At 74.2% G+C, this 25069-nt stretch carries 24 protein-coding genes; 16 read left to right on the top strand and 8 right to left on the bottom strand.

What is annotated here, in order from left to right; translation table 11 throughout:
• Nucleotides 1-38 precede the first annotated feature (38 nt).
• Together fumC and ABD899_RS03130 are read right to left on the bottom strand one after the other, a co-directional pair.
• Nucleotides 39-1436, bottom strand: a complete 1398-nt coding sequence (gene fumC / locus ABD899_RS03135) for a class II fumarate hydratase (protein WP_345202183.1) — start codon at nucleotides 1434-1436, stop codon at nucleotides 39-41.
• A gap of 126 nt (nucleotides 1437-1562) precedes the next feature.
• On the bottom strand, nucleotides 1563-2048 hold the full coding sequence (locus tag ABD899_RS03130) for an antitoxin (RefSeq protein ID WP_345202181.1): 486 nt from the start codon (nucleotides 2046-2048) through the stop codon (nucleotides 1563-1565).
• 223 nt (nucleotides 2049-2271) lie between these two features.
• Here ABD899_RS03130 and ABD899_RS03125 point away from each other — a divergent pair, with 223 nt between their 5' ends.
• On the top strand, nucleotides 2272-3093 hold the full coding sequence (locus ABD899_RS03125) for an esterase/lipase family protein (RefSeq protein ID WP_345202180.1): 822 nt from the start codon (nucleotides 2272-2274) through the stop codon (nucleotides 3091-3093).
• Nucleotides 3038-4510: a WS/DGAT/MGAT family O-acyltransferase gene (locus ABD899_RS03120; RefSeq protein ID WP_345202179.1), complete on the top strand. Its 1473-nt coding sequence runs from the start codon at nucleotides 3038-3040 to the stop codon at nucleotides 4508-4510. Before ABD899_RS03125 ends, ABD899_RS03120 begins: the two co-directional genes overlap by 56 nt.
• Here ABD899_RS03120 and ABD899_RS03115 read toward each other — a convergent pair.
• A complete protein-coding gene (locus ABD899_RS03115; RefSeq protein ID WP_345202177.1) occupies nucleotides 4496-4921 on the bottom strand; it encodes a VOC family protein in 426 nt (141 codons plus the stop codon). The genes ABD899_RS03120 and ABD899_RS03115 overlap by 15 nt on opposite strands.
• A gap of 190 nt (nucleotides 4922-5111) precedes the next feature.
• On the opposite strand from ABD899_RS03115, the gene ABD899_RS03110 reads away from it, so the two are divergent.
• Nucleotides 5112-6395 carry an endonuclease/exonuclease/phosphatase family protein gene (locus ABD899_RS03110; protein WP_345202175.1) on the top strand — a complete coding sequence of 428 codons (1284 nt, stop codon included), beginning with the start codon at nucleotides 5112-5114 and terminating at the stop codon, nucleotides 6393-6395.
• On the opposite strand, the gene ABD899_RS03105 is transcribed toward ABD899_RS03110, so the two are convergent.
• Nucleotides 6358-6699, bottom strand: coding sequence for a helix-turn-helix transcriptional regulator (locus ABD899_RS03105; protein WP_345202173.1), 342 nt, complete (start codon nucleotides 6697-6699; stop codon nucleotides 6358-6360). The two genes, ABD899_RS03110 and ABD899_RS03105, sit on opposite strands and share 38 nt — an antisense overlap.
• A gap of 154 nt (nucleotides 6700-6853) precedes the next feature.
• Here ABD899_RS03105 and ABD899_RS03100 point away from each other — a divergent pair, with 154 nt between their 5' ends.
• Both ABD899_RS03100 and ABD899_RS03095 read left to right on the top strand, forming a co-directional pair.
• On the top strand, nucleotides 6854-7822 hold the full coding sequence (locus ABD899_RS03100) for a TerC family protein (protein WP_345202172.1): 969 nt from the start codon (nucleotides 6854-6856) through the stop codon (nucleotides 7820-7822).
• 48 nt (nucleotides 7823-7870) lie between these two features.
• Nucleotides 7871-9007, top strand: a complete 1137-nt coding sequence (locus ABD899_RS03095; protein ID WP_345202169.1) for a baeRF3 domain-containing protein — start codon at nucleotides 7871-7873, stop codon at nucleotides 9005-9007.
• 142 nt (nucleotides 9008-9149) lie between these two features.
• On the opposite strand, the gene ABD899_RS03090 is transcribed toward ABD899_RS03095, so the two are convergent.
• Nucleotides 9150-10433, bottom strand: a complete 1284-nt coding sequence (locus tag ABD899_RS03090) for an NAD(P)/FAD-dependent oxidoreductase (RefSeq protein ID WP_345202167.1) — start codon at nucleotides 10431-10433, stop codon at nucleotides 9150-9152.
• A 174-nt stretch (nucleotides 10434-10607) separates the two neighbouring features.
• Here ABD899_RS03090 and ABD899_RS03085 point away from each other — a divergent pair, with 174 nt between their 5' ends.
• The 7 genes from ABD899_RS03085 to ABD899_RS03055 all read left to right on the top strand — a co-directional run bounded on the left by ABD899_RS03085 (nucleotide 10608) and on the right by ABD899_RS03055 (nucleotide 17875).
• Entirely contained in the window at nucleotides 10608-11720 is a 1113-nt protein-coding gene (locus ABD899_RS03085; RefSeq protein WP_345202164.1) for a polyprenyl synthetase family protein, read from the top strand.
• Nucleotides 11717-13225 (top strand): phytoene desaturase family protein, encoded by a 1509-nt coding sequence (gene crtI / locus ABD899_RS03080; RefSeq protein WP_345202161.1) that lies wholly within the window; start codon nucleotides 11717-11719, stop codon nucleotides 13223-13225. Before ABD899_RS03085 ends, crtI begins: the two co-directional genes overlap by 4 nt.
• Nucleotides 13222-14751, top strand: coding sequence for an isopentenyl-diphosphate Delta-isomerase (gene idi, locus ABD899_RS03075; protein WP_345202159.1), 1530 nt, complete (start codon nucleotides 13222-13224; stop codon nucleotides 14749-14751). Before crtI ends, idi begins: the two co-directional genes overlap by 4 nt.
• Before the next feature lie 8 nt (nucleotides 14752-14759).
• Nucleotides 14760-15101: a lycopene cyclase domain-containing protein gene (locus ABD899_RS03070; protein ID WP_345202158.1), complete on the top strand. Its 342-nt coding sequence runs from the start codon at nucleotides 14760-14762 to the stop codon at nucleotides 15099-15101.
• Nucleotides 15094-15483 carry a lycopene cyclase domain-containing protein gene (locus tag ABD899_RS03065; RefSeq protein WP_345202156.1) on the top strand — a complete coding sequence of 130 codons (390 nt, stop codon included), beginning with the start codon at nucleotides 15094-15096 and terminating at the stop codon, nucleotides 15481-15483. Before ABD899_RS03070 ends, ABD899_RS03065 begins: the two co-directional genes overlap by 8 nt.
• Nucleotides 15480-16235: a class I SAM-dependent methyltransferase gene (locus ABD899_RS03060; RefSeq protein WP_345202153.1), complete on the top strand. Its 756-nt coding sequence runs from the start codon at nucleotides 15480-15482 to the stop codon at nucleotides 16233-16235. Before ABD899_RS03065 ends, ABD899_RS03060 begins: the two co-directional genes overlap by 4 nt.
• Before the next feature lie 101 nt (nucleotides 16236-16336).
• Nucleotides 16337-17875, top strand: a complete 1539-nt coding sequence (locus tag ABD899_RS03055) for an FAD-dependent oxidoreductase (RefSeq protein WP_345202152.1) — start codon at nucleotides 16337-16339, stop codon at nucleotides 17873-17875.
• Nucleotides 17876-17937: 62 nt separating this feature from the next.
• Here the strand turns inward: ABD899_RS03055 and ABD899_RS03050 are convergent, their stop codons facing one another.
• The gene (locus ABD899_RS03050) at nucleotides 17938-18957 is read right to left on the bottom strand and encodes a DUF5914 domain-containing protein (RefSeq protein ID WP_345202150.1); all 1020 of its coding nucleotides are present in this window, start codon (nucleotides 18955-18957) and stop codon (nucleotides 17938-17940) included.
• Between the two features lie 127 nt (nucleotides 18958-19084).
• Between ABD899_RS03050 and ABD899_RS03045 the strand changes: the two genes are divergently transcribed.
• From ABD899_RS03045 to ABD899_RS03035, 3 genes are read left to right on the top strand one after another with little or no spacing between them, the layout of a single operon-like run.
• Nucleotides 19085-19510, top strand: a complete 426-nt coding sequence (locus ABD899_RS03045; RefSeq protein ID WP_345202149.1) for a hypothetical protein — start codon at nucleotides 19085-19087, stop codon at nucleotides 19508-19510.
• 42 nt (nucleotides 19511-19552) lie between these two features.
• Nucleotides 19553-21349, top strand: coding sequence for an NAD(P)/FAD-dependent oxidoreductase (locus ABD899_RS03040; protein ID WP_345202147.1), 1797 nt, complete (start codon nucleotides 19553-19555; stop codon nucleotides 21347-21349).
• Nucleotides 21346-22209, top strand: coding sequence for a hypothetical protein (locus tag ABD899_RS03035; RefSeq protein ID WP_345202145.1), 864 nt, complete (start codon nucleotides 21346-21348; stop codon nucleotides 22207-22209). Before ABD899_RS03040 ends, ABD899_RS03035 begins: the two co-directional genes overlap by 4 nt.
• 34 nt (nucleotides 22210-22243) lie before the next feature.
• Here the strand turns inward: ABD899_RS03035 and ABD899_RS03030 are convergent, their stop codons facing one another.
• Complete coding sequence (locus ABD899_RS03030; protein WP_345202144.1) at nucleotides 22244-22708, bottom strand: PPOX class F420-dependent oxidoreductase; 465 nt, start codon at nucleotides 22706-22708, stop codon at nucleotides 22244-22246.
• 209 nt (nucleotides 22709-22917) lie between these two features.
• Here ABD899_RS03030 and ABD899_RS03025 point away from each other — a divergent pair, with 209 nt between their 5' ends.
• Entirely contained in the window at nucleotides 22918-23124 is a 207-nt protein-coding gene (locus tag ABD899_RS03025; RefSeq protein WP_324534528.1) for a cold-shock protein, read from the top strand.
• A gap of 199 nt (nucleotides 23125-23323) precedes the next feature.
• Here the strand turns inward: ABD899_RS03025 and ABD899_RS03020 are convergent, their stop codons facing one another.
• Nucleotides 23324-24952, bottom strand: a complete 1629-nt coding sequence (locus tag ABD899_RS03020; protein ID WP_345202139.1) for a flavin monoamine oxidase family protein — start codon at nucleotides 24950-24952, stop codon at nucleotides 23324-23326.
• Nucleotides 24953-25069: the final 117 nt, after the last annotated feature.

Here is a 25069-nt window from a genome sequence, read left to right as displayed (position 1 = left end):
GCGCCGGTGCCGGCGCCGGCGCCGGCGCACGTGCCGCATCAGTCCGGGCGGGTCATCGCGCGGGGGTCGACCCAGCGGTCGTAGTCGTCGGCGGTCACCGCGCCCGAGGCCAGGGCCGCCTCGCGCAGCGTCGAACCGTCGCGGTGGGCCTGCTTCGCGATCGCGGCGGCGGCGTCGTAGCCGATGTGCGGCGCCAGCGCGGTGACGAGCATGAGGTCGGCCGCGAGGTGGTCCGCGATCCGGTCGCGGTCGGCCGACAGCCCCACGACGCAGTGCTCGGTGAAGGACCGGCACGCGTCGGCCACGAGCCGGATCGACTCCAGCACGGCGTGCGCCATGACGGGCGTGAAGACGTTGAGCTGGAAGTTCCCCTGCGTCCCGGCGAAGCCCACGGTCGCGTCGTTGCCGAAGACCCGGGTGACGACCATCGTCAGGGCCTCGGACTGGGTCGGGTTCACCTTGCCCGGCATGATCGACGACCCCGGCTCGTTCTCCGGGATCCGCAGCTCACCGATCCCCGTCCGCGGCCCCGACGCGAGCCACCGCACGTCGTTCGCCAGCTTCATGAGCGCGCCGGCGAGCGTGCGCAGCGCGGACGACACGGCCACGAGGGCGTCGTGCGACGCGAGCTGCACGAACAGGTTCCCGGCCTGGTGGAACTCGATCCCCGTCTGCTCGGTGAGGTGCCTCGCCACCAGTGGCCCGAAGGCCTCCGGCGCGTTGAGGCCGGTGCCCACCGCCGTGCCGCCGATGGCGAGGGCGCGCACGCGCTCCCCGGCGTGGGCCACGTCGGCCTGCGCGTCGCGCACCTGCGCGGCCCAGGCCCCGATCTCCTGGCGCAGGGTCACCGGCGTCGCGTCCTGCAGGTGGGTTCGCCCGACCTTGACGACGTCGCCGAGCTCGTCGGCCTTGGCGTCGAGCGCGGCGCACAGCGCGTCGACCGCCGGGTGCAGCCGCTCGGACAGCTCGAGGAGGACCGCCACGTGCACCGCCGTCGGGAAGGTGTCGTTGCTCGACTGGCTGCGGTTGACGTCGTCGTTCGGGTGGACCGGCGTCTTCGACCCGAGCTCGCCGCCGAGCAGCTCGATCGCCCGGTTGGCGATGACCTCGTTGGCGTTCATGTTGCTCTGGGTGCCCGAGCCGGTCTGGAAGACGACGAGCGGGAAGTGGTCGTCGAGGTCCCCGCGTACCACCTCGTCGGCGGCTCGCACGACGGCGCGGCCGACCTCCGCGTCGAGCAGCCCGAGGTCGGCGTTCGCGAGCGCCGCGCACTTCTTGAGCAGCCCCAGTCCGCGCACCATCGGCCGGCCCCACACGAACGTGTCGCGCCCGATGTCGAAGTGCTCGAGGCTGCGCTGCGTCTGCGCGCCCCAGTAGCGGTCGGCGGGCACCTCGACGGCGCCCATCGTGTCGCGTTCGGTGCGGGTGTGCGTCATCACCCCACGGTATGCCGATCTGCCCCGCAGGAGGCCGGCCGAGCCCCAGCCCCCCGAAGAGCGCTCGAGGTGGTGCCCGCCCGGAGGTCGGGGCACCACCTCGAGCGGGTGGACCGTGCGACGAGGTCAGCGGGCGTCGGTGGGGCCCTCGGTCCGAGGGTGGTGGGTGTCGGGGGTGTCCGCGACGTCGGCCCACGAGTCGGTCGCGGTCTCGGCGGATGCCGCGGCACCGGGCGCCGCTGCCGGCTCGCCGGCCGTCGGCGTGCCGTCGCCGGCGGCCGCTGCGCCGGCGGTGGTCGTCGCGTCGCCGGGAGCGGTCTCGCGCTGCTCGACGACCCAGTCGACGCCGGAGAGCACGCCCGCGCGCACCTTGCCGACGTAGGCGTGGTACTTGCCCTCGGTCTTCTCGTCGACCGTGGCGCCGGCCTTGTCGAGGGTGGCCTCGACCCGGTCCCGGTTCTCGGCGGCGTACTCGCCGGCTCGCGTCGCGGCGACCCGCAGGAAGTGGTCGGCCTGGTCGGCGAAGCTCGTCAGCTTCTTGTCGAGCTCGAGCTCCCTGGCCTTGGCCTCGAGGTCGCGGATCACGCCGCGCAGCGTGTCGGTGGTGGTCATGTGGGGGTCCCCCTTCGTGCGGGATCGGCCGGGAGTCCTTCACCCCGGTCCACCATCCTCAACCCCCGGGCGCCCATCCGGTGTTCCCCCGACGCGCGACCTCAGGGACGGCTCAGGGCACACCCTGACCCCGGCCCATCTGCCACACTGCGAACCTGCCCCCTTTCGCAGCGTCGCGAGCCGGCAGGCGGCTCAGCGGCGCCCGGTCCCGAGGAGCGATGCCGTGACCGAGCCGCACGCCCTCCCCTCGCTCCCCGACGTCCCCGTTGGCCCGGTCGAGGGGGTCCCACCCGCCGAGGGCGTCCCGATGCCCTCCGCCTGGCAGGCCCGCCGCGAGTGGCGGATGGCGCTCGAGCTCGCGACCGCCGCGGTGCGCACCCGCGACCTGCACGCGTGGCCCCAGGGCGACGGCCACCCCGTCATCGTCCTTCCGGGCTTCCTCGCCGGACCCGAGTCCACGGTGTTCCTGCGCGGGCACCTGCGCCGCCTCGGCTACCGGGTCCACGACTGGCGGCACGGGCGCAACCTCGGCGCCAGCCCCGAGCTGGCCGAGCGGCTCGAGGACCTCCTCCTCGAGATCCACGACCGCTACGAGCGCCGCGTCAGCCTCATCGGGTGGAGCGCCGGCGGCATCTACGCCCGCGAGATGGCCCGGGCGCTGCCCGACTACACGCGCTCGGTCATCACCCTGGGCAGTCCGTTCCGCGGCCACCCGGCATCCACCCGCGCCTGGCGCATGTACCGCGTCATGAACAGGCACAACCTCGAGAAGATGTTCACCGAGGAGGCCCTGGCCACGCGCGCCGCCCCGCTCCGGGTGCCGACGACGTGCATCTACTCCCGCAACGACGGCATCGTCGCGTGGGAGTGCTGCCTCTCCGACCCGGCACCGCTCACCGAGAACGTCGAGGTCCACGCGAGCCATCTCGGCTACGGTCACGAGATGCACACGTTGCGCGTCATCGCCGACCGGCTCGCCCAGCCCGAGGGTGCCTGGCGGCCGTACACCGCCCAGGAGCCGGCCCGTCGCGGCAGGGCGGTCTGAGCCGGTGGGCCGGTCCCGCTGGGCCTCTCCCCTCGACGCGATCTTCCTCATGGGCGAGACGCCCGAGACGCTCATGCACGTCGCGTCGCTGCTGTACTTCACCTACCCCGAGGGCGAGACGCGCTCGACCTTCCTGCGGCGCCTCATCACCGACCTGCGGGCGGCGCCGATCGAGGAGCCGTGGCGCTTCCGGCTCCAGACCCGGATGTTCATGCGCCAGCCGGTGCACCGCTGGGTCGAGGACGACGGCTTCGACATCGACTACCACGTGCGGCACTCCGCCCTGCCCTCCCCCGGTGGCGAGCGTGAGCTCGGCGTGCTCGTGTCGCGGCTGCACTCCAACCAGCTCGACTTCCGCCGCCCGCCGTGGGAGATGCACGTCATCGAGGGGCTGGGCGGCAACCGGTTCGCCATCTACACGAAGATCCACCACTCGCTCGTCGACGGCTTCACCGGGATGCGCATCCTCCAGCGGGGGCTGTCGCCCGATCCCGCCGACCGCGACCACCCGTTCTTCTTCAGCACCCGCAAGCCACCCCGCCCCGAGGGCGCCCGGCACGAGGTCGACCCGGTGGGCGACGTCGCGTCGATCCTGCGGAGCCTGACGTCGTCGGTGGGGTCGACACCGGCCGTGCTCAGGACCTTCGTCGAGACCCAGCTGCGGCGCGGTCGCACGCCGACGAAGGCCATCACGAGCTACCAAGCCCCCGACTCGATCCTGAACTCCCGCACCGGACGGTCGCGGCGCTTCGCGACCCAGGAGTACGACCTGACCCGGCTGCGTGCCATCGCCAAGGCCCGGGGCGCGACCCTCAACGACGTCCTCATGGCGATCTGCGCCGGGGGCCTGCGCCGGTGGCTCGACGACCAGGCCGCCCTTCCCGAGCGCCCGCTCATCGCGTTCATCCCGGTCAACGTGCGTGCCCCGGAGAGCGAGGGCGGCGGCAACGCGGTCGGCGCCACGCTCGTCTCCCTCGCCACCGACCTCGACGACCCGCTGGCGCGGCTCTCGGCCGTCACGGCCTCCTCGCGGGCGGCGAAGGCCCGGATGCGCGGGATGAGCGCGGATGCCGTCATGGCCTACAGCGCGCTGCTGCTCGCCCCCGCGGCGCTGCAGGTCGTCAAGGCCATGAGCGGCATCCCCGCCCCCGTGCCGCACACGCTCAACATCTGCATCTCGAACGTGCCCGGCCCCAAGGAGCACCTCCACCTGCGAGGGGCCCGGATGGAGGCGACCTACCCCATCTCCATCCCCGGCCACTCGATGGCGCTCAACATCACGGCGCACTCGTACGCCGGCCGGCTCGACCTCGGCTTCATCGGCGACCGCGAGGCCCTGCCGCACCTCCAGCGCCTGGCCGTGCGGACCGGCGAGGCACTGGAGGAGCTGGAGGCCGCGGTGTCAGCCCGCCCCTGACTCCTGCACACCGCGCAGGTTGACCATCCACGGGATGCCGAACCGGTCGGTGAGGGCGCCGAACTCGTCTCCCCACATCTGCTTCTCGAAGGGCATCTGCACCTCGCCGCCCTCCGACAGCGCGGACCAGTAGTCGCGCAGCCGGGCATCGTCACCGCTGAGCGAGACGGTGATGCTGGTGCCGGGCTCGTGGCTGCCCTCCTGACCTGGCGGCAGGTCGGACGCCATGAGCACGAGGCCGTCGGGGGTCTCGAGCTGGGCGTGCATGATGCCGTCGGCCTCCGCGCCCTCGGCGCCGTACTCCCCGAAGGTGTTCATCGTGAGCTCACCCCCGAGCACCGACTGGTAGAAGGTCATCGCCTCGCGGGCGGTGCCGGGGAAGTTGAGGTAGGGGTTGAGCGTGACTGCCATGACGGGCTCCTGTGACCGTGGTGGTGTCGCGGACGCGGTGGTCGCCCGCTGCCGCGCGACGTTACGCCCGAGCGCCGACAGCGGCCAGCGGTCGGTCCCGGCCAGCGGCCGACCCCGGCCACCGTCGCGTCACCCCATCGCCTCGCACCGTTCGCCCCACGGGGCCGCCCACCGGCATACCGTCGAACCCATGGCCACGACCACCACCTCCCGCCGGGCCCTCACCGTCACCACGCTCGCGACGGCCGCCCTCGTGACGACGGCTGCAGCGCCCGGCACCGCGAGTGCCGCGCCGGCCGCACCCGCCGGTGCCACGGCATCCGCCCCGGACCGCACGCTGCGCGTCGCGACGTTCAACGCGTCGCTCAACCGGAATGCCGCTGGCGCGCTCGTCAGCGACCTGTCGACGCCCGACAACGCGCAGGCGCAGGCCGTGGCCGAGGTCATCCAGCGCACCGACCCCGACCTGCTCCTCGTCAACGAGTTCGACTACGTCGAGGGCGGGGTGGCCGCGGAGCTGTTCCGCGACAACTACCTCGAGCGCTCGCAGAACGGCGCCGACCCGGTCGACTACCCGTACCACTTCGTCGCCCCCGTCAACACGGGCGTGCCGAGCGGGCTCGACCTCGACAACAACGGGGTGGTGGCCGGGCCGAACGACGCCTTCGGCTTCGGGTTCTACCCCGGGCAGTACGGCATGGCCGTCTACTCCAAGCACCCGATCGACACCGACGCGGTGCGCACCTTCCAGCACCTGCTCTGGAAGGACATGCCGGGGGCCCTGCTGCCCGACGACCCGAGCACACCGCGGCCCGCCGACTGGTTCTCGGCGGCCGAGCTCGAGCAGGTGCGCCTGTCGAGCAAGTCGCACTGGGACGTGCCGGTGCGGGTGGGCGCACGGACCGTGCACTTCCTCGTGTCGCACCCGACACCGCCGGTCTTCGACGGTCCCGAGGACCGCAACGGCACGCGCAACCACGACGAGATCCGGCTGTGGGCCGACTACGTGTCCGGCCCGCGGGCCTCCGCATGGATCACGGACGACGCCGGCGCGAGCGGCGGGCTGCGGCCCGGATCGTCGTTCGTCATCGCCGGTGACCAGAACTCGGACCCGCTCGACGGCGACTCGATCCCCGGCGCCATCCAGCAGCTGCTCGACCTGCCCCGCGTCCAGGACTCCCCCGTGCCGCAGAGCGAGGGCGCCGTCGAGGCGAGCCTCCTCCAGGGGGCTGTCAACCTCACCCACCGCAGCGACGCGGCGCAGGACACCGCCGACTTCTCCGAGCCCCCGGGCAACCTGCGCGCCGACTACGTGCTGCCGAGCGTCAACCTGAGGATCACGGACTCGGCCGTGTTCTGGAAGCCCTCGAGCGACCCGCTCTCCCACCTCACGACCGGCTCCTTCCCGAGCGACCACCGGCTCGTCCACGTCGACGTCACCGTGCCGGGGGCCGCTGGGCTCGGCCGCCGCTAGCCCGGCGGGCGGTGGCCCGGCCGACCGGCTCACTGAGGACGTCGAGCAGGGCCCGCACGTCGGTGCCGCCCTCGAGCGGATGACGCAGCGGACGTCCGGCCCGCACCGCGTAGGTGTTGCGGCGCCCCTCACGGTGGCGCACGAGGTACCCACCCTCGACGAGGTCCGCCACGATCCGCTGCACGGCCCGCTCGGTGATCCCCACCTGGCCGGCGATCTCCCGCATGCGTGCCGAGGGGTCCCGGGCGATGCACACCAGCACGTGGGTGTGGTTCGACAGGAAGGTCCAGTCGTGGCTTGACATACGACAAGTATTTCACTAATCTCACGTCGCACAAGGGGAGTATCCCTCGAACGGCGCGTCGTCACCTCGGTCGGTCCCCGACCCGGCGCAGCCGACCGGTGGTCCGCGAGGACCGCGGTGGGAGAGACCTTCGACGCCGTCGAAGGAGACCTCTGTGGAGCAAGCGTTCGTCGTGCCCTGGTGGGCCTGGGCCGCCCTGACCGTCACCATCGTCGTGATGCTGGCCATCGACCTGTTCATGCACCGCGACGGGCACGAGATCGGCTTCCGCGAGGCGGCCGTCTGGAGCGGGGTCTGGATCGCCGTCGGCCTGGGCTTCGGTGTGGTCCTGTGGGCCTGGCAGGGAGGCGAGGTCGCCGGCACGTACTACGCCGGCTACCTCATCGAGAAGGCGCTCTCGGTCGACAACGTCTTCATCTTCGCGATGATCTTCTCCGCCTTCGCCGTCCCCCCTGCCTTCCAGCACAAGGTGCTGTTCTGGGGCGTCGTCGGCGCGCTCGTGTTCCGGCTCGTCTTCATCTTCGCCGGGGTCGCCCTGCTCGAGACGCTGTCGTGGACCGCCGTGCTGCTCGGCGCCCTGCTGCTCTACACCGGCTGGAAGATGGCCTTCAAGCACTCCACGGACGTCGACCCCGACCGCAACATCATGGTCCGCCTCGTGCGCCGGGTCATCCCGACGACGCCCGAGTACCACGGCAACCGGTTCTTCGTCCGGATCGACGGGCGCCGCACCGCCACCCTGCTCTTCGTCGCGCTCGTCGCCGTCGAGGCCACCGACCTCGTCTTCGCCATCGACTCCGTCGCCGCCGTCCTGGCCATCACGACGACCACCTTCCTCGTCTGGGCGGCCAACGCCTTCGCCGTACTCGGTCTGCGCGCCCTCTACTTCTGCCTCGCGGGCCTGCTCGCCCGGTTCGTCCACCTCCACTACGGCCTGGCGTTCCTGCTCGGCTTCGCGGGCCTGAAGCTCATCCTCTCCGAGACCCCCGTCGGCAAGCTCCCGATCCCGGTCACCCTCGGGGTCATCGTCGCGACCCTGACCGTCAGCATCGCGAGCAGCCTGTGGGCCACCCGCGGCGCCGACCGCAGGGAAACCGCGTCCACCTCCGGCCGCACCCTCTGAGAACCCCAGCCCCAGCCCCAACCCCAACCCCAACCAAGGAGCCCCCCCATGACCGCGACCGCCATCGACGCAGCCCCCCGCCGGGCCGCCCCGCTGCCGCTACCCACGGCCGCGGAGGTCCTGGCCCTGCAAGCCGTCCGGGAGTACCCGGCCATCTCCGTCCTGTGCACGACGGACACCGCACCCACGATGTCCACGACGGCCGTCGCGCGCCTCGAGCAGCTCGTCGACGACGCCACCCGCCGGCTGCGCCGGGAGTTCGGCGGGCCGGTGGCCGCCTCCCTGCGGGACGACCTCCTGCACCTCGTCGACGACGTCAAGGAGCGGCCCACCCGGGCCGCGGTCGCGCTCTACGTCAGCAGCAGGCACGTGTCCGCGTGGGGCCTGCCGCAACCCGTCATCGACCGAGCCGTCGTGGACCCGACCTTCGCCACCCGCGACCTCGTGCGGTCCCTCCACCGCACCCCCCGGCACGTCGTCCTCGTCCTCACCGAGGGCGAGGCCCGTCTCTTCGACGGGACCGGTGACACCCTGCTCCCGCCCTTCGGGGGTCCGTTCCCCCTCGTGGACCGCACCCCCCGCGGCCGAGGGCGCCCGCAGGGACGACCCGCCAGGGGCCACGACGAGCACCGCCGGACGGAGACCTTCCTCCGCACCGTCGACCGCGCCCTCGGCACCTACCTCAGCCTCCACCCCGCCCCCCTCGTCCTCGTCGGCGCCGGCCGGACGCTGACCCGCTTCACCCGGATCTCCACCAACCTGCAACGCCTCGCGGGCTCGGTGCAGGGCAGCCATGCCCGAACCCCGCTGCCGACGCTCGCGCGGCTCATCCGCCCCGTCCTCGAGGACTACCTCCGCTCCCGCGAGGGCGAGGCCCTCGCCCTGCTCGACCGGCGGAGCAGGACCGGCACGGTCGCCACCGGCATGCCCGCCGTCTGGCTCGCCTCGCGTGCCGAGCGCCCCGAGATGCTCGCCGTCGAGGAGGGGCTGTTCTACCCTGCCCGGGTCAGCCGCGACGGGGACCTCATCACCCCCGCCCACGACCTCGAGCACCCCGACGTCATCGACGACGCGGTCGACGAGGTCATCGAGACCGTGCTGCGACGTGGGGGCTGGGTGGCGCTCGTCCGGGACGGCGCGCTCAGCGCGACCGAGCGGATCGTCCTCACCGTGCGTCCACGGTGAGGGCGCCGCCGCCCCCGGGCTCAGAGTCGCTCGATGACCGAGCGACCCCGGCGGGTCAGCGCCTCGCGCCGGGCGGCAACCATCGCGTTCCGCGACCGGGTCGCCCTCCGCGCGCGCGGGTCGTCCTCCACCCGCCGTGGCGTCACGACCCGGCGAGGTCGGCGAGCACCGCCCGGGCGACTCGGTGGCCCGACACGAGGGCGCCCTGGATCGAGGCCGTGTCGCGGTGGTCCCCGGCGACGTACACGCCGGGTGAGACCCGCGGCTCGCTCACCGTGCGCAGGGGCGGGGGCTGGGCGGGCAGGGCGTGCTCGACGTCGTCACGGCGGACGAGCTCCCACCCCGTCGTGGACGCCCCGAACACCTCGCCGGCCTGGCGGCGGACCTCCGCCTCCGCCTCGGCGCCCGCCGACCCGGGGGCCCCGGCCGACGCGCGGTCGAGCAGGCAGGTCACCTGCACGAGGTGCCGGCCCGGCGGTGCGTACGACGGTGCGGCGTTGCTCACGACGGCGGCGTTGACGAGCGGGCCGGGCCGGCGCCCGTCGACCGCGAGCATCGGCGAGGTCGTGGGCGCCTCGGGTGCGGCGAACCACCAGGTCCGCAGCCCCTTCGTGGCCGGGACGGGGACCGGCAAAAGACCCGCGACGGCATCCGGCCCGACGGCGACGACGACGGCGCGACCCGTGACGCGGCCGCCGTCGGCGAGGTCGACGCCCACTCCGCCGGCCGCCCCGACCGCTGCCCCGACCGCCCTCACCGGCGCATCCAGCCGCACCCCGACGCCAGGCCCGGCCGCCCGCCCCGCGAGCTGCTCGGGCAGCGCGCGGATGCCGCGCGCCGGCACCCCGGGCAGCCCGAGGGCGAACATCCGCACGAGGAGCCGCACGAAGGCGTCGGAGGTGTCGCCGCGGTCCTCCGCCAGCACGCCGGCGAGGAACGGCTCGAGCACCTCGCTGCGCAGCGGCCCGCGCACTCCCGCGCGGTCGAGCCCCGCGCGCAGCGTGCGGTCGGGCCCGGCGATGACCCGCCGCGGGGCGACGAGGGCCGGGCCCGCCCAACGCAGGAGGGAGAGCACCGCACGGGGCGCGAGGAGGCCGCTGCGCAGCGTCCTCGGGATGCCGCGCGGCGACCGCAGGGGATGGGTGAGCTCGGCGAGTCCGGACTCGCGGCGGACGAGCAGCCCGGCACCGAAGCTGCGCAGGTCGAGCGCGTCGTGGTCGACCCAGCGCCGCACGGCGGGGTACGCCGGGTTGAGCACCTGGAAGCCCCGGTCGAGGAGGAAGCCGTCGACCTCGTCGGTGCGCTGGCGCCCGCCCACGGCGTCGGCCGCCTCGAGCACGAGAACCGAGCGCCCGGCCTCCGCCAGCGTCAGGGCACAGCGAAGCCCGGCCAACCCGGCCCCGACCACCACGACGTCGCAGTCCACGGCCTCGACCCTACGCGTGGCTCCGGTCCGCAGCCATCTCGGATGACCAGTGTTTGTCGAATGTTGGATGGCGCATCGGCGCCTTCGTTGTCTAGGCTCTGCCCCACACCGGCGTCTGGCTTCGGACGGGGCCGCGAGCGAGGACGGGAGGAAGGTGCGTCGATGAGTGCCGAGGTGACCACGATCGACCTCGACGCCTGCCGGCTCACGGCGCCCGTCGAGAGCACCCTGACACAGGCCGACGCGCTGCTCGAGTCGACCTTCCTCGAGCTCTCCGAGGCCCTCGACCTGGCCGCCTCCGACGCGCCGGGCCGGGCCGCGCACGACCCGGGCCCGCTCGGGGTCGACCTCGTCGGCGAGCTCGCCGAGCGCTCACGCAACCACGGCAAGCGGTTGCGCCCCATGCTCGCGCACTGGGGCTGGGTCGTCGCGGGGGGCGACGCCGGCACCCACCATCACGTCGTCCGGGTTGCCGCCGCCCTCGAGCTGCTCCACCTTTTCGCCCTCATCCAGGACGACGTCATGGACCGCTCCGACTCGCGGCGCGGCAGGCCGACGCTCCACGTCGTCGCGGCCGGTCGCCACCGCGAGGCGCAGGGCCTGGGCGACGACTGCCTCTTCGGCGACAGCGTCGCCACCCTCGTCTCCGACCTCGCCCTCAGCGAGGCGAGCCTGCTCGTCGCCCCGACCCCCGCGCCGGTGCGGGCCGCCTGGCGGCTCATGGCGGTCGAGCTCGTCGAGGGCCAGCTGCTCGACGTCACGCACACGGCCGGGCGCCGCCGCGACCACGCGACCTCTCGCCGCATCGCACGCCTGAAGAGCGGGCGCTACACCATCACCCGACCCCTCCAGCTCGGGGCGCTCGTCGCCGGCGCCGACGCAGACGTCGTCCACAGGCTGCTCACGTGGGGCGACCTCGTCGGCGACGCCTTCGCGGTGCGCGACGACGTCCTCGGCGTCTGGGGCGACCCGGCCCGCACCGGCAAGCCCGCCGGCGACGACCTGCGCGCCGGCAAGCCCACGGTGCTGCTCAGCTGGGCCGCCGAGCTGCTCCCCGAGTGCGACCGGCCACTCCTCGCCGCCTGCGACGCCGGCGAGCTCGACGACGCCGGGGTCGAGGCGCTCCAGCACGCCATGGTCGTCGCCGGGGTCCGCGAGCGCGCCGAGCAGGCCGTCGCCAGCCTCGTCGACCGCGCGCACCGGGCCCTCGACGACCTGGCACCCGAGCCCGCGGCGGATGCCGCGCTGCGCGGCCTCGCGGACGCCATCGCCTGGCGGTCCGCGTGAGGGTCCTCGTCATCGGCGCCGGGCTCTCCGGCCTCGCCGCCGCCTGCCACCTCACAGCGGCCGGCCACGACGTCACCGTCCTCGAGCGCGAGGACGTCGTCGGCGGTCGGGCCGGTCTGCTCCGCCTCGGCGACTTCCGGCTCGACCCGGGCCCGGTCGTCATGACGATGCCCGAGCTGCTCCACGACCCGATCCGTGCCGTCGGCGGCGACCCCGAGGCCCTCGTCCCGATGCGTCGCCTCGACCCCGCCTACCGGGCCGTCTACCCCGACGGCAGCGAGCTGCACATCCGCGCCGACATGGGCGAGCTGCGCGAGGAGATCCGCACCACGATCGGCGAGGCCGACGCGGCGGGGTTCGACCGCTTCCTCCGCTGGCTCGAGCAGCTCCACGAGGTCGAGTTCGACACCTTCATCGACACGAACTACTCCTCCCCCCTCGACCTGCTCCGCTCGCCGGCCACCGCCCTGCGGCTGCTGCGCCTCGGCGGGCTCGGCGCGCTCGGCCCGGCGGTCGACTCGTTCTTCACCGACGACCGGCTGACCCGCATCTTCAGCTTCCAGGCGCTGTACGCTGGCATCGCCCCGGCCAGGGCGCGCGCCGTGCTCGCCGTCATCACCTACATGGACACCGTGCGCGGCGTGTTCTACCCCGAGGGCGGGATGCACGCCGTCCCGCGGGGGATGGCGCAGGCGCTCACCGACGCCGGCGCCACCGTCCACCTCGGCGTCGAGGTGAGCCAGATCCTCCGGCGCGGTGACGGCGCCGTCGCGGGGGTCGCCACCGCCGACGGGGAGCGCCTCGCGGCCGATGCCGTCGTCGCCACCGTCGACCTCCCGATCGTGTACGACCGGCTGCTCCCCGGGGTCCGGGCGCCGCGCACCGTCCGCACCGGGGCGTACTCCCCGTCCGCGGTCGTGTGGCACGTCGGGGCGTCCGGCACGCCGGCGCCGCACCTGCGCCACCACAACATCCACTTCGGCACCGACTGGGACGGCGCGTTCGAGGCGATCATCGACCGCGGCGAGCTCATGCCCGACCCGTCGCGCCTCGTCACCGTCCCGTCGGTCACCGACCCCACGGCCGCGCCCGAGGGGTCCACGGCGATGTACGTCCTCGAGCCGGTGCCGCACACCGGCGCCGGCATCGACTGGTCCCGCGAGGCCGGGCCGATGCGCGAGCGCCTGCACGCCTTCCTCGAGGCGGGGGGCTACCCCACCGACGTACGCGAGGAGCTCTTCGTCGGCCCCGACGACTGGCGGGCCCAGGGCATGCACCTGGGCACCCCCTTCGCCCTCGCGCACACCTTCCTGCAGTCCGGGCCGTTCCGCCCCTCGAACGTCGACCGCCGCGTGCCCGGCCTGTTCTTCGCCGGCTCGGGCACCCAGCCTGGCGTCGGCATCCCCATGGTTCTCGTGAGCGGCCGGCTCGCGGCGCAGCGGGTGCAGGAGTACGCCGGCCCGGCCCGACCCGTCCCACGGCGACCCCGTACGGTGGTCCGGTGAACGAACGCGCCCCCGCCACCTCCCCCGAGGTGCTGGCCGCGGGTTATGCCCGCTGCGCACAGGTCACCCGCGAGCACGGCACGACGTACTACTGGGGCGCCCGGCTGCTCCCGGAGCAGTCCCGCCGGCACGTCCACGCGGTCTACACGCTCGCCCGCCTCGCCGACGACATCGTCGACCTCGCCGGCCCCGACCCCGGTCCCGCGACGGCCGCCGCCCTCGACGCCTTCGAGGCCTCCTTCTGGGACGCCGTCGACACCGGCACCTCCCCCGACCCGGTCATGGCGGCCGTCGCCACGACGGTGCGCGAGTGCGGCATCGACGACGAGTGCTTCACCCGCTTCTTCGGCGCGATGCGCACCGACCTCACCCGCCGTACCTACGACACGTGGGGCGACCTGCTGGGGTACATGGACGGCAGCGCCGCCGTCATCGGCGAGATGATGCTCCCGGTGCTGCGTCCCGGCACGGATGCCGTCGCGCCGGCTCGGGCGCTCGGCCTCGCCTTCCAGCTCACGAACTTCCTGCGCGACGTCGGCGAGGACCTCGACCGGGGGCGCGTGTACCTCCCCCAGGAGGACCTGCGCCGCTTCGGGGCCGACCCCCACGCCCGCGTCGTCACCCCCGAGTGGCGGGCGCTCATGGCCTTCGAGATCGAGCGCAACCGGCGGTTGTACCGCGAGGCCGACGACGGCATCCCGGCCCTGCCGGGCGCGTCACGGCGGTGCGTCGCCACCGCTCGAGTGCTCTACGCGCGCATCCTCGAGCGTATCGAGGCTGCCGACTACGACGTCTTCGCCTCTCGCGCACGGGTTCCCACCGTCCGCAAGGCGGCCCTCGCGGCTCGGATGGTCACCTCCCGCGAACCGATGCGCCTCGTGCACCGCGACCGCGCGGCCCTCGACCCCCTCGGCGGCACGTGGGTCTCGGACGACCCCGTCGTGCTGCTCGACGACACCGGCTCACCGGTCGGGCAGGCGCCGAAGTCGGCGATCCACCACGACGACACCCCACTGCACCTGGCCTTCTCGTGCTACGTCCTCGACCCGGCCGGGAGGCTGCTCGTCACGACCCGGGCCGCGAGCAAGCCGAGCTTCCCGGGCGTCGTCACGAACACGGTGTGCGGCCACCCCCGCCCGGGCGAGGACCTCGCCGAGGCCGTGCGCCGACGCGCGCGCAGCGAGCTCGGGGTCGAGGTGCACGACCTGCGGCTCGTGCTGCCCGGGTTCCGCTACCGCGCCGAGATGAACGGGCTCGTCGAGCACGAGCTGTGCCCCGTCTTCGTCGGCTGGGCCGACGGCGACGCCGTGGCACCGGACCCTGCCGAGGTCGACGACGTGCAGTGGGTGCCGTGGGAGGAGTTCCGCGACGACGTGCTCGCCGGCAGGCGCACCGTCTCACCGTGGGCCACCGAGCAGGTTCCCCTGCTCGCGGGTCTCGGGCCGGACCCCCGGGCCTGGCCGGCCGGGGCCCGCGACGCCCTGCCCCCGGCTGCCGCCCTCGGGCCCGCCGCCGAGGCGGCATGAGGTAGCCCGTGGACGACCGGTACCAGTACCTCCTGCTCATGGCGGGGTGCCTCCTCATCACGCTCCCGCTCGAGTTCCTCCTGCGCGCTCGGGTCTACCGCCAGCCGGTGCGGCTCGCCCTCGCGCTGCTGCCGATGCTCGCCGTGTTCATCGCGTGGGACGTCGTCGGCATCGTCCGGGGCCACTGGTGGTACAGCGAGCAGTACACGACCGGCATCCTGCTCCCGCTCGACGTGCCGATCGAGGAGCTCGTCTTCTTCCTCGTCATCCCGATCTGCGGGCTGCTCACGTACGAGGCGGTCGGCACGGTGCTCGGCTGGCTGCGGCAGTGGCGGGGCCGCGATGCCTGAGTACACCGCCCTCGCCGTGCTGTCCGTCCTGGGAACGGTGGCCGTGGAGCGCTTCTGGCTGCGCACCGGGGTCTTCCGCCGGCCCCAGTACTGGATCGCGATGGGCATCGTCTACTTCTTCATGGTGCTCGTCGACGGGTGGCTCACGAAGCTGTCGGCGCCGATCGTCATCTACGCCGGCGACCAGATCACCGGCATCCGGGTCCCGTGGGACATCCCGGTCGAGGACTACCTCTTCGGGTTCAGCATGATCACCCTGACCCTGCTCGTGTGGCTGCGCCTCGGCGAGCGCTCCGGGCCGCCCGACCCCCCGGGGGCGGCCGCGCAGGCCGAGCACGCCGAGCCCGCCACGACCCGCCCGACGCCCGAGGAGGCACCTTGACCACGTCCGCACCGTCGACCGGGGAGTGGGTGCTCGCGGACGCGTTCGACCGGGCCGCGCCGAGCTACGACGCCATGGTCGCCCTGTCCCCCGGCTACCACGCGCAGCTGCGCACCGCGGCCGACGCACTCCTCGAACGGCTGCCCGCCCCCGACGGCTCGACCCTGACCGTCCTCGACCTCGGCTGCGGGTCCGGGGCGTCGACCCGCGCCCTCGTCGACGCGTGGCAGGCCCGGGGCGGCGCCCCCACGAGGCTCGGCGTCACCGGCGTCGACGCGTCGGTGGGCATGGTGGCGCAGGCCCACGCCAAGCCGTGGCCCGACGGAGTCGAGCTCGTCGTCTCGGATGCCGTGGCGCACCTCGAGTCCCTCCCCGCCGGCTGCGTCGACGGCGTCCTCGCGGCCTACCTGCTGCGCAACGTGCCCGACCGCGAGCGCCTCGTGCGCGAGGTGGCCCGGGTGCTGCGCCCGGGCGGCGCCCTCGTCGTCCACGACTACTCCGTCGCCGGCAGCGCACGCGCCAAGGCCGTGTGGGCCGCGGTCTGCCACGGCGTCATCATCCCGCTCGCCGCCGCAAAGGGGTCCGACGTGCCGCTGCACCGCTACCTGTACACGAGCGTGCGCGACTTCGACTCGGTGCCGGCGATCTGCGACCGGCTCCTCGCCGCCGGGCTCGTCGACGTGCGGCACCGCACCTACGGCGGGTGGCAGCACGGCCTCGTGCACACCGTCGCCGGGTCCGCGCCGTCGTGATCCCCGGACGGAGCACGCCGCGGTGGCGGCCCGGGCGGGACCGGCGGGCGGTCTTCCACCCGCCGCCGGCCCCGGCACCCCGCCGTGGGCTCGAGGGCGACGTGGCGCCCGGTGAGCGGCACGTCGTCGTCGTGGGTGGCGGCATCGCCGGCCTGACGGCGGCGCTGGGGCTGGCCGAGCGGGGGGTGCGGGTCACCGTGCTCGAGCGCGAGCACCGGCTCGGCGGTCGCGTGCGGTCGTGGCCCGTCGAGCTGCCCGACGGGGGGACCGCCCAGATGAGCCGCGGGTTCCACGCGTTCTTCCGGCAGTACTACAACCTGCGCGCCGTGCTGCGCCGCACCGACCCGACGCTGTCGCGCCTGCGACCGCTCGACGACTACCCGCTCGTGCGCGACGGCGGTGGGCGCGACTCCTTCGCGAAGATCCCGCGCACCCCGCCGTGGAACCTCGCGGCGTTCGTCGCCCGCAGCCCGAGCTTCGACCTCGCCGGCCTGGCCGCCGTCGACGTCGAGGCGGCGCTCGGCCTGCTCGACGTCGACTTCCCCGCGACCTACTCGGCGCTCGACGGGGTGAGCGCCGCCGAGGTGCTCGACCGGCTGCACTTCCCGGAGCAGGCGCGCCACCTCGCGCTCGAGGTCTTCGCCCGCAGCTTCTTCGCCGATCCCCGCGAGTTCTCCGGGGCCGAGCTCGTCGCGATGTTCCACATGTACTTCGTCGGGTCGGCCGAGGGGTTGCTCTTCGACGTCCCGGCCGACGACTACGACGCCACGCTGTGGGCCCCCCTCGGGGCGCACCTGCACCGGCTCGGCGTCACCGTGCGCACCGGGCGCACCGTCGACGCCGTCACCGAGACCCCCGAGGGTGTCTCGGTGCTGCACACCCCCCGCGACGGGGACGCCACCGAGTGGGAGCACGCCGACGCGGTCGTGCTCGCCCTCGACCCGGTCGGGCTGCGCCGTGTCGTCCACTCCTCACCCGGGCTCGGTGGTGACGACGCGGCCGGGGCCGCGTGGCGCGAGGCGGTGGCCGGCATCCGGTCCGCCCCCGCCTTCGCGGTGTGGCGGCTGTGGTTCTCGGGCCTCGTCGCGCCCGAGCGGCCGCCCTTCCTCGGCACGAGCGGCTACGGGCCGCTCGACAACATCTCGGTGCTCGAGCGCTTCGAGGACCACGCGACCCGGTGGAGCGCCGAGCACGGCGGGTCCGTCGTCGAGCTGCACGCCTACGCCCTGCCCGAGGGCACCGCCGAGGCCGAGCTGCGCGAGCGGATGCTCACCGAGCTGCACCGGGTCCACCCGGAGACGGCCGGTCTCGACGTCGTCCACGACGAGTGGGTGCTCGAGCGCGACTGCGTGCTCGTCGGGCTCGAGCCCTGGCGGTCACGCCCCGGGGTGCGCACTCCCGACCCGGCGGTCGTGCTCGCGGGGGACGCCGTGCGCTGCGACCTGCCGGTCGCGCTCATGGAGCGGGCGGCCACGACCGGCTGGATGGCGGCCGACCGGCTGCTCACCGGCTGGGGGCTGCCCGGCCACGGCGTGTGGTCGGTGCCGATGGGTTCGCGGATGGGGCCGGTGCCGCGACTCGCGCGGCGCGGCATCCGCGCCTTCCGCTCGCGGGGCAGGCGCGGGGCGGGCGACCGCTAGGAGCGGGCGGCCGCCCCTGGCGGGCGACCGCCGGGGCCCACGCCTCCCCGAACGCGAGCGTCCTAACGCCCGGCGGCCGCGCGACGACGCAGCTCGTAGAGGCGGGACGCGTAGACGAGGTCGTCGGCCCACAGCTGGGTCGCGGACGCGCGCATGCCCACCGTCACGAGGGCGGACAGGCCGCGGGCCACCTTGAACCCGAAGCGCTCGGACGTCGCGACGACTGCCTCGGTCATGACGGTGCGGGCGGGGTGGACCCCGGCCGCGGTGAGCGGCGTCGCGTGGGTCTCCACGACGCTGCCGGTGCCCTCGCCGTCGGTGATCGTCATGACGATGGTGTGCGAGTCGGGGCAGGTGAACTCGGCGCGCACGGGCACGGCGAAGGTGCGCCCGAGGCGGTAGGCGACGTCGAGGACGAGCCGGTCGTCGGTCGACTCGTCGTCGTCGACCGACAGGTCGCTGAACGCGTAGGGGTGCAGCCAGGCGCCGTGCCAGGGGTCGAGCCGGTTCGCGATGATGTCGCGGGGCTCGCAGGTCGCCGCGAGCGAGATGACCGAGGCGATCGACTCCTCGAGCGGCGGGCGGGTCGCGAGCACCGGCCGGTCGGTCGGCTCGACACCCTCCTCGACCGGGCCGACCCGCACCCAGACGAGGACGCCGTCGTCGTGCGCGGCGAAGGTCGCCCACGGCGGCTGGCTGTGCCGTCCGAGCGGCATCCCGTGCCAGCGGCACAGGACGGTGCCCTTGACGACGTCGCACGCGTCGAGGCGGGCCCCGAGGTGGGGACAGGCACCGGGACCGGCGAGGACGGCGCCGTCGGTGTCGCGCCACAGGACGACCTCGCGCCCGGCCACCGTGCGCACGAGGGTGCGGGCGGCCGGGACGTCGGCCGAGGCGGCCGCGACGAGCCAGCCGTGGGTCGGCCGGCGCAGCGCGGCGGCGAGCGAGGCGTCGATCTTCGCGGGGCGGGCGTCGCGCCACGTGCCCCGCAGGTGGTCAGGGGTGGTCTGCGGGAGGTAGCGCACCGGGACGCGGTGTCGCACCTCCTCGCGGAAGGACCGGTCGGTGCGCAGCAGGCTCACCCGGCAACGCTAACCCGCCGCGCCGGGGCAGACCAGATCCGGCCCACGGTGTCGAAGGCCACGTTCGACCGGAGGGCGTCCGGGGTGGCGGTGGCCGGCACGCGGCCCGGCTTGGGACACTGGCGTCGTGGACCTCACCTCGCTCGCCAGCGGCAGCCTGCGGCTGTCCGCCTCGGGGCGGCTCCCGGTGGATGCCGTGTGGGAGCGCTACACGCACCCGGCGTGGTGGCCGGTGTGGGCGCCGCACCTGCGCGAGGTGCACTACCCGGATGCCGTCATCTCGCCCGGCACGACCGGCCGGGTCACGGGGGTGGGCGGGGTCGTCGCCGTCTTCCGCATCGACGCCGTCGACCACGAGGCCCGGACCTGGTCGTGGAGCGTGCGCAGCGGGCCGGTCCGGGTGTCCCTCGACCACGGGGTCGACCCGCCCGACCCCGGCTCCGGCCACCCGCTCGGCTGTACCGCCTGGCTCGTCACCCGGGCCCTGTGGCCGGTCGCCCTCGGGTACGCCCCGGTCGCCCGCTGGTCGCTCCAGCGCCTCGTCACCGGCTGAAAACCCCTGTTCGAGGCGGGCGCGCTCTGCCACCCTTGAGCCATGTCCGGGCGACGGGGCGGTGACACCCCTGCCGGCGACGCGACGAACGAAGGCTCGTCGGCCGCTGTCGGCGGCCCCGTCGTCCCCGACCTGCCCGTCATCCTCGTCGCGACCTCCGACGACGACACCCGCGCCGTGCTCGACTCCGAGATGCGCCGTCGCTACGGCACCGACTACGAGGTCGTCACCTGTCGGCGCTACGCCCACGCGACGGCGATCCTCGACGGCCTGCGCCACTGGGAGCGCGACGTCGCCCTCATCGTGTCGTTCTACGGGCCGAAGGATGCCGAGGGCCTGGCGTTCCTGCGGCGGGCCCGGTCGGTCCACCCGTCCGCCAAGCGCGTCGTCGTGCTCCAGTGGGGCGACTTCGACAGCCGGGGGCCGGTCTTCCGGGCCATCGCCGCGGGGCACCTCGAGAACTTCCTCATCCGCCCGGAGCGCCCTCGCGACGAGGAGTTCCACGGCGGCATCGGGGACCTCCTCCACGACTGGCACTGGGCCCAGGGCACGAGCGGGTTCGAGGCGGTGCGTCTCGTCGGCCACCAGGACGAGCGCACCCACCTGCTGCGGGACGCGTTCGCGCGCAACCACATCCCCATCGGGTTCTACGAGGCGGACGAGGAGAGCGGCCGGCGCATCCTGCGCGGCCTGGGCATCGACGACCCTCGGCTCCCGGTCCTCGACCTCCAGTTCACGACGCCCCCGCGCACCCTCCAGGACCCCAGCGACACCGAGCTCGTCGAGGCCTTCGGGCTGACCACTGAGCTCGACCCCGACGTCGTCTGGGACACGGTCATCATCGGGGCGGGACCGGCGGGGCTCGCCGCGGCGGTCTACGCGGCATCCGAGGGTCTGTCCACCCTCGTCGTCGAGCGGGAGGCGATCGGTGGCCAGGCCGGCACGAGCTCGCTCATCCGCAACTACCCGGGCTTCGCTCGCGGGATCAGCGGCAACCACCTCGCGTTCCGGTGCTTCCATCAGGCCTGGATGTTCGGCACCGTGTTCCACTTCTTCCGCGCCGCGACCGGGCTCGAGGTCGACGGCGAGGAGCAGCGTGTGCTGCTGTCCGACGGGTCGTCGGCGCGCACCCGCACGACGGTCGTCGCCACCGGGGTCGACTACCGCCGGCTCGACCTGCCGGAGGTCGAGGACCTCATCGGTCGCGGCGTCTTCTACGGCGCGGCGGTCACCGAGGCCCGGGCGATGACCAGCCTGCCGGTGCACGTCATCGGCGGGGGCAACTCGGCCGGGCAGGCCGCCATCCACCTCGCGAAGTACGCCTCCCACGTCACCCTGCTCGTCCGGGGGGCCGAGGTCGCCGACACGATGTCCGAGTACCTCGTCTCGCAGCTGCGGGCGACGCCCGTCGTCGAGATCCGGCACCGTGCCGAGGTGACCGGAGCCCGCTCCGTCGACGGCCGGCTCACCGAGGTCGAGGTCACCGACCGCGGGGACGGAGAGGCGGCCTGGATGCCGTGCCACGGCCTGTTCGTCCTCATCGGCTCCTCGCCGCACACCGGGTGGCTCGAGGGGGCGGTCGGGCGGGACGAGCAGGGCTTCGTCCTCGTCGGGGCGGACGCCACGGCGGCGGCGGGCAGGGCGGATGCCGCCGGGTCGGCGGCCGCGGGGACGACGGGGGGCGAGGCCCGTCACCCGCTCGAGACGACGGCATCCGGCGTCTTCGCGATCGGCGACACCCGTCGCGGCTCGGTGAAGCGGGTCGCCACGGCCGTGGGTGACGGGGCCGCGGTCGTCGCCGCCGTGCACGCCCACCTCACGGCCCGGATGCCGCGGTGAGCGCCCGGGTGAGCGGCCCGGGTGCCGGGGCGGACGCCGGCGACCTCGCCGTCCCCGCGGTCCGCCGGCTCCTCGCCGTCGCGGCCGTGCTCGTGTTCCTCGCCGGGCTGCAGCTCTTCGTCTTCCCGCACGACACGGCGACCCACTTCGCCTGGACGATCGCGTCACCCATGACCGCCGTGTTCCTCGGCGCCTCGTACTGGTCAGCGGTCGGGCTCGAGCTGAGCGGGGCCCTGGCCCGCCGGTGGTCGGTGGCGCGGGTGGCCGTCCCCGCGGTGTTCGTGTTCACGACGTTGACGCTCGTCGTCACCGTCGTCCACCTCGACAGGTTCCACCTCGCCGCGGACCTGCCGGGCACGACCCGGGCCGTGACGTGGGGGTGGATCGCGGTGTACGCCGTCGTGCCGGTGCTCATGGTCCTCGCGTGGGTCGCGCAGGCCCGCAGCGGCACCGCGGTGCCGGCGCCGGCCGGGCTGCCGACGCCGGTGCGGCTCACCCTCGTCGCGCTCGCCGTCGTCCTCGTCGGGCTCGGAGTCGCGCTGCTCGTCGCGCCGGGGTGGGCGGATGCCGCGTGGCCGTGGCCGCTCACCCCGTTGACCGCCCGGGCGGTGGGCGCCTGGTGCGTCGGGCTCGGCGTCGCGGCCGGCCACGCGCGGCTCGTCGACGACGCCCGCTCCCTCGGGCCGATCGGCGTCACGGGGGTGCTGTTCGGGGTGCTCCAGGCGCTCGCCCTGGCCCGCTACGGGTCCGAGCTCGACTGGTCGAGCCCGGCCGCGGTCGGCTACGTCGTCGTCGTCGCGGCGATCGGGGCGGTCGGCGCCTGGCTCCTCGTCGCGGCACGGGGTGCACCACCCGACTGAGCACCGGCGCCCGCCACGACCGCGGGGGGTCCGATCAGCCGCGGGGATCGAGCGGCTCCGGGTCGACCCGCACGAGGATGCCGGCCCGCGCCGCCCGTCGCAGCCCCACCCTCGACCCCACGGAGTCGACGAGGTCGGAGAACCGGGCGGGGAAGCCGTACTTGGCGACGACCGCGCGCCGCGCCGAGGCGACGCCCGCAGCATCCCGGACGACCCGCGCCGTCCCCGCGTAGGTGGGAGCCCCCTCATCGACCCGCCCCCGCAGGTCGCACGCCCGCAGCTCGACGCGGCGGGTGTGCCCGAGTCGTTTCGTCTTGCCCGTGTCGTCGACGCTGATGGCCGCGAACAGCGTCGGGTCGTCGAGCGACGGTGCGAACCAGACCGGTGTCGGCACACCGACCCCGGTGCGCCGGAACGTCGTGAGCTCGACGTACTTCGCGGTGGCGAGGGGGTGGTCGGCGGCGCGCACGGCCGGCCCACCGGCATCCGGCTGGTCCATGGGCGCCAGCGTAGGTGTGGGTCCCGATGCGGCGATGACGGGGTCGCACCGGTAGGGTGGTGGGCAGTTGTTGAGCTTTCCGTTGTGAAGTAGTCGCAGAACGTCCCGCCGGGGCTGAGCACTTTCTGAGCAGAGGTCACACAGGCATCACCAACGCGGAGTCCCCCGACGAGCGGGTGGTGCTCCTCTCTCAGAAAGCAGGTATCCCCATGGCTACTGGCACCGTGAAGTGGTTCAACGCCGACAAGGGCTTCGGCTTCATCGCCCCCGACGACGGTTCCGCCGACGTCTTCGCCCACTACTCGGCGATCAACAGCAACGGCTACCGTTCGCTCGACGAGAACGCCAAGGTCGAGTACGAGACCCAGCAGGGCGCGAAGGGCCCGCAGGCGGCGAACATCACCGTCATCGGCTGACCACGCCCCACCCCGCGCCGCGAGGCGCACCCACGACCGCCGTCCGGCTCACCGGGCGGCGGTCGTGTCCGTCCGCCGTCCCCGCGGTGGGTGCCCAAGCGGTCGCGCCGGCAGCCGCTTCCGCACTCAGGGCTGGTCGGCGAGGTGAGGGGTGGGCGTCAGGAGAGGGCGACCGCCTCGGCGAGGTGAGGGGCGAGCGTCAGGAGAGGGCGACCGCCTTGGCGGCCCGCTCCCCCGACTCCACGGCACCGTTGAGGAAGCCGTAGTAGTACGTGCTCGTGTGCTCGCCGGCGAAGTGGATGCTGCCCTCGGGCGTCGACCCGGCCCCGAAGACCCGGGTGTACTGCCCCGGCCGCTGGGCCGTGTAGGCGCCGCGGCTCCACGGGTTGGCGTGCCAGAAGTCGCGGTAGGCCACCCCGGTGTAGGCCGCCGTCGTGCCGGGGAAGATCGGCTCGACCTGGGCGAGGTAGGACTGCACCTGGGATGCCGTCGGCACCCCGAACGCCGGACCGGACCAGCCGTCGCTCACCTGGCTGCCGCCCGGGAAGAGGTTGAGCACGCCCCCGGGCAGCGGCTGGTCGGCGGTGTCGTCCCACCCGCACTGGAACCCCTCGAGGTGCGTGTAGCACGCTCCGCCGTAGCCCTGCTCGACCCACGGGCGGCGACGCACCCCCAGGTGGAGCTTGGCGTTCGCGCCGAGGTCGAGCTGCGCGATCGCCTGCCGGGTCGCCGGGCGCAGCCCCGCCTGCGAGAGGTCGACGTCGCGCAGCGTCGTGAACGGCAGGGCGAGCACGATCCGCTGCGCCGTCACCTCGAGCCCGGGACCCCCACCCGTGCTGAAGGAGAGCCGCACCCGTCCGTCGGCGAGCGCCTGCACGGCGGTCAGCCGGTGGCCGAGGTGCACGGAACCGGCGGGCAGCTCGGCCGCCATCCGGGTCACGAGCTGGTCGTTGCCGCCGCGCACGGAGTACTTCTCGTCGGACCCGTTGAGCGGAGACAGGCTGTTCTGGCCGTTCCAGCCGAGCAGGTAGACGAAGTTGAGTGCCGACTGCTCGGCGGGGTCGAGGCCGTACTCGGCGACCGCGTTGCTCTGCATGAGCCGGGCGAACCGGCTCGAGAGGCCTCCGGGGACGTTGGCGTCGAGCCACTCGTCGACCGTCATGTCGTCGAGGGCACGGCCGGCCGGGGTCCACGTGTCGTATGTCTGCGGGTAGGGCGCCGCCTTGAGTGCGTTCTTGACGGCGAGCCAGACCTGGCCCCAGTCGGCGTTGGCGACGTCGTACGGGTAGTCGGCGCCGTCGATCCGGTACGTGTCGACCCAGCCGGCGTAGCTGCCGCCGTTGACCGTGTCGAGGGTCAGGCCCAGGCTGCGGGCGAGGTTGCGGATCGCGTTGTGGTCGGTGTTGATGAGCGCTCCGCCGTGCTCGACGACGTACCCGGGGAAGTGGTCGCGCAGCGTCCAGCAGCGCCCGCCGAGGCGAGTCGACCCCTCGTAGACCGCCGCCGCGATCCCCTTGACCTTCCACAGCCAGTGCGCGGCCCGCAGCCCGGCCAGCCCCGCACCCACGACGACGACGTCCGGCTCGGCGGCTCCGGCACGGGTCGGCGCACCGGCCGCGGCCGCCACGACGCCACCGGCGGCCAGCAGCCCCGCCGTGCGCACGGCATCCCGTCGGGTCAGCTCGCGCCGGTCGGCCTCCTGCCGAGCGGCCTCGGCCCGGCCGCCCAGCACCTCCGCGACCGGGACGCCAGTACGCGTGGCCTCCTCGTGGGCACCGAGCGTCCACCGCAGCCGGGTCGTCAGGGGGGTGCGTCCTCGACCTGCCATCGCCGTGCCTGCCTCCCGTCGAGCCACGGTGTGGGGCGACCCCGGTGGGGAGCCCGGATGCCGTGGGCCAGGGTCTCGAGTCTGGCGGTCGGTGGGGCCGGGTGTCCATGCCGGGAT

It is taken from the genome of Fodinibacter luteus (assembly GCF_039541575.1).
Lineage (GTDB): Bacteria > Actinomycetota > Actinomycetes > Actinomycetales > Dermatophilaceae > Fodinibacter > Fodinibacter luteus.
This window is presented reverse-complemented; position numbering and strand designations above follow the sequence as displayed.

Bases quoted from the DNA above. Each gene is read 5' to 3' on its own strand.
- fumC (WP_345202183.1), bottom strand. From the start codon at position 1,436: ATGACGCACACCCGCACCGAACGCGACACGATGGGCGCCGTCGAGGTG.
- ABD899_RS03130 (WP_345202181.1), bottom strand. From the start codon at position 2,048: ATGACCACCACCGACACGCTGCGCGGCGTGATCCGCGACCTCGAGGCC.
- ABD899_RS03115 (WP_345202177.1), bottom strand. From the start codon at position 4,921: ATGGCAGTCACGCTCAACCCCTACCTCAACTTCCCCGGCACCGCCCGC.
- ABD899_RS03110 (WP_345202175.1), top strand. From the start codon at position 5,112: ATGGCCACGACCACCACCTCCCGCCGGGCCCTCACCGTCACCACGCTC.
- ABD899_RS03105 (WP_345202173.1), bottom strand. From the start codon at position 6,699: ATGTCAAGCCACGACTGGACCTTCCTGTCGAACCACACCCACGTGCTG.
- ABD899_RS03095 (WP_345202169.1), top strand. From the start codon at position 7,871: ATGACCGCGACCGCCATCGACGCAGCCCCCCGCCGGGCCGCCCCGCTG.
- ABD899_RS03065 (WP_345202156.1), top strand. From the start codon at position 15,094: ATGCCTGAGTACACCGCCCTCGCCGTGCTGTCCGTCCTGGGAACGGTG.
- ABD899_RS03040 (WP_345202147.1), top strand. From the start codon at position 19,553: ATGTCCGGGCGACGGGGCGGTGACACCCCTGCCGGCGACGCGACGAAC.
- ABD899_RS03030 (WP_345202144.1), bottom strand. From the start codon at position 22,708: ATGGACCAGCCGGATGCCGGTGGGCCGGCCGTGCGCGCCGCCGACCAC.
- ABD899_RS03025 (WP_324534528.1), top strand. From the start codon at position 22,918: ATGGCTACTGGCACCGTGAAGTGGTTCAACGCCGACAAGGGCTTCGGC.
- ABD899_RS03020 (WP_345202139.1), bottom strand. From the start codon at position 24,952: ATGGCAGGTCGAGGACGCACCCCCCTGACGACCCGGCTGCGGTGGACG.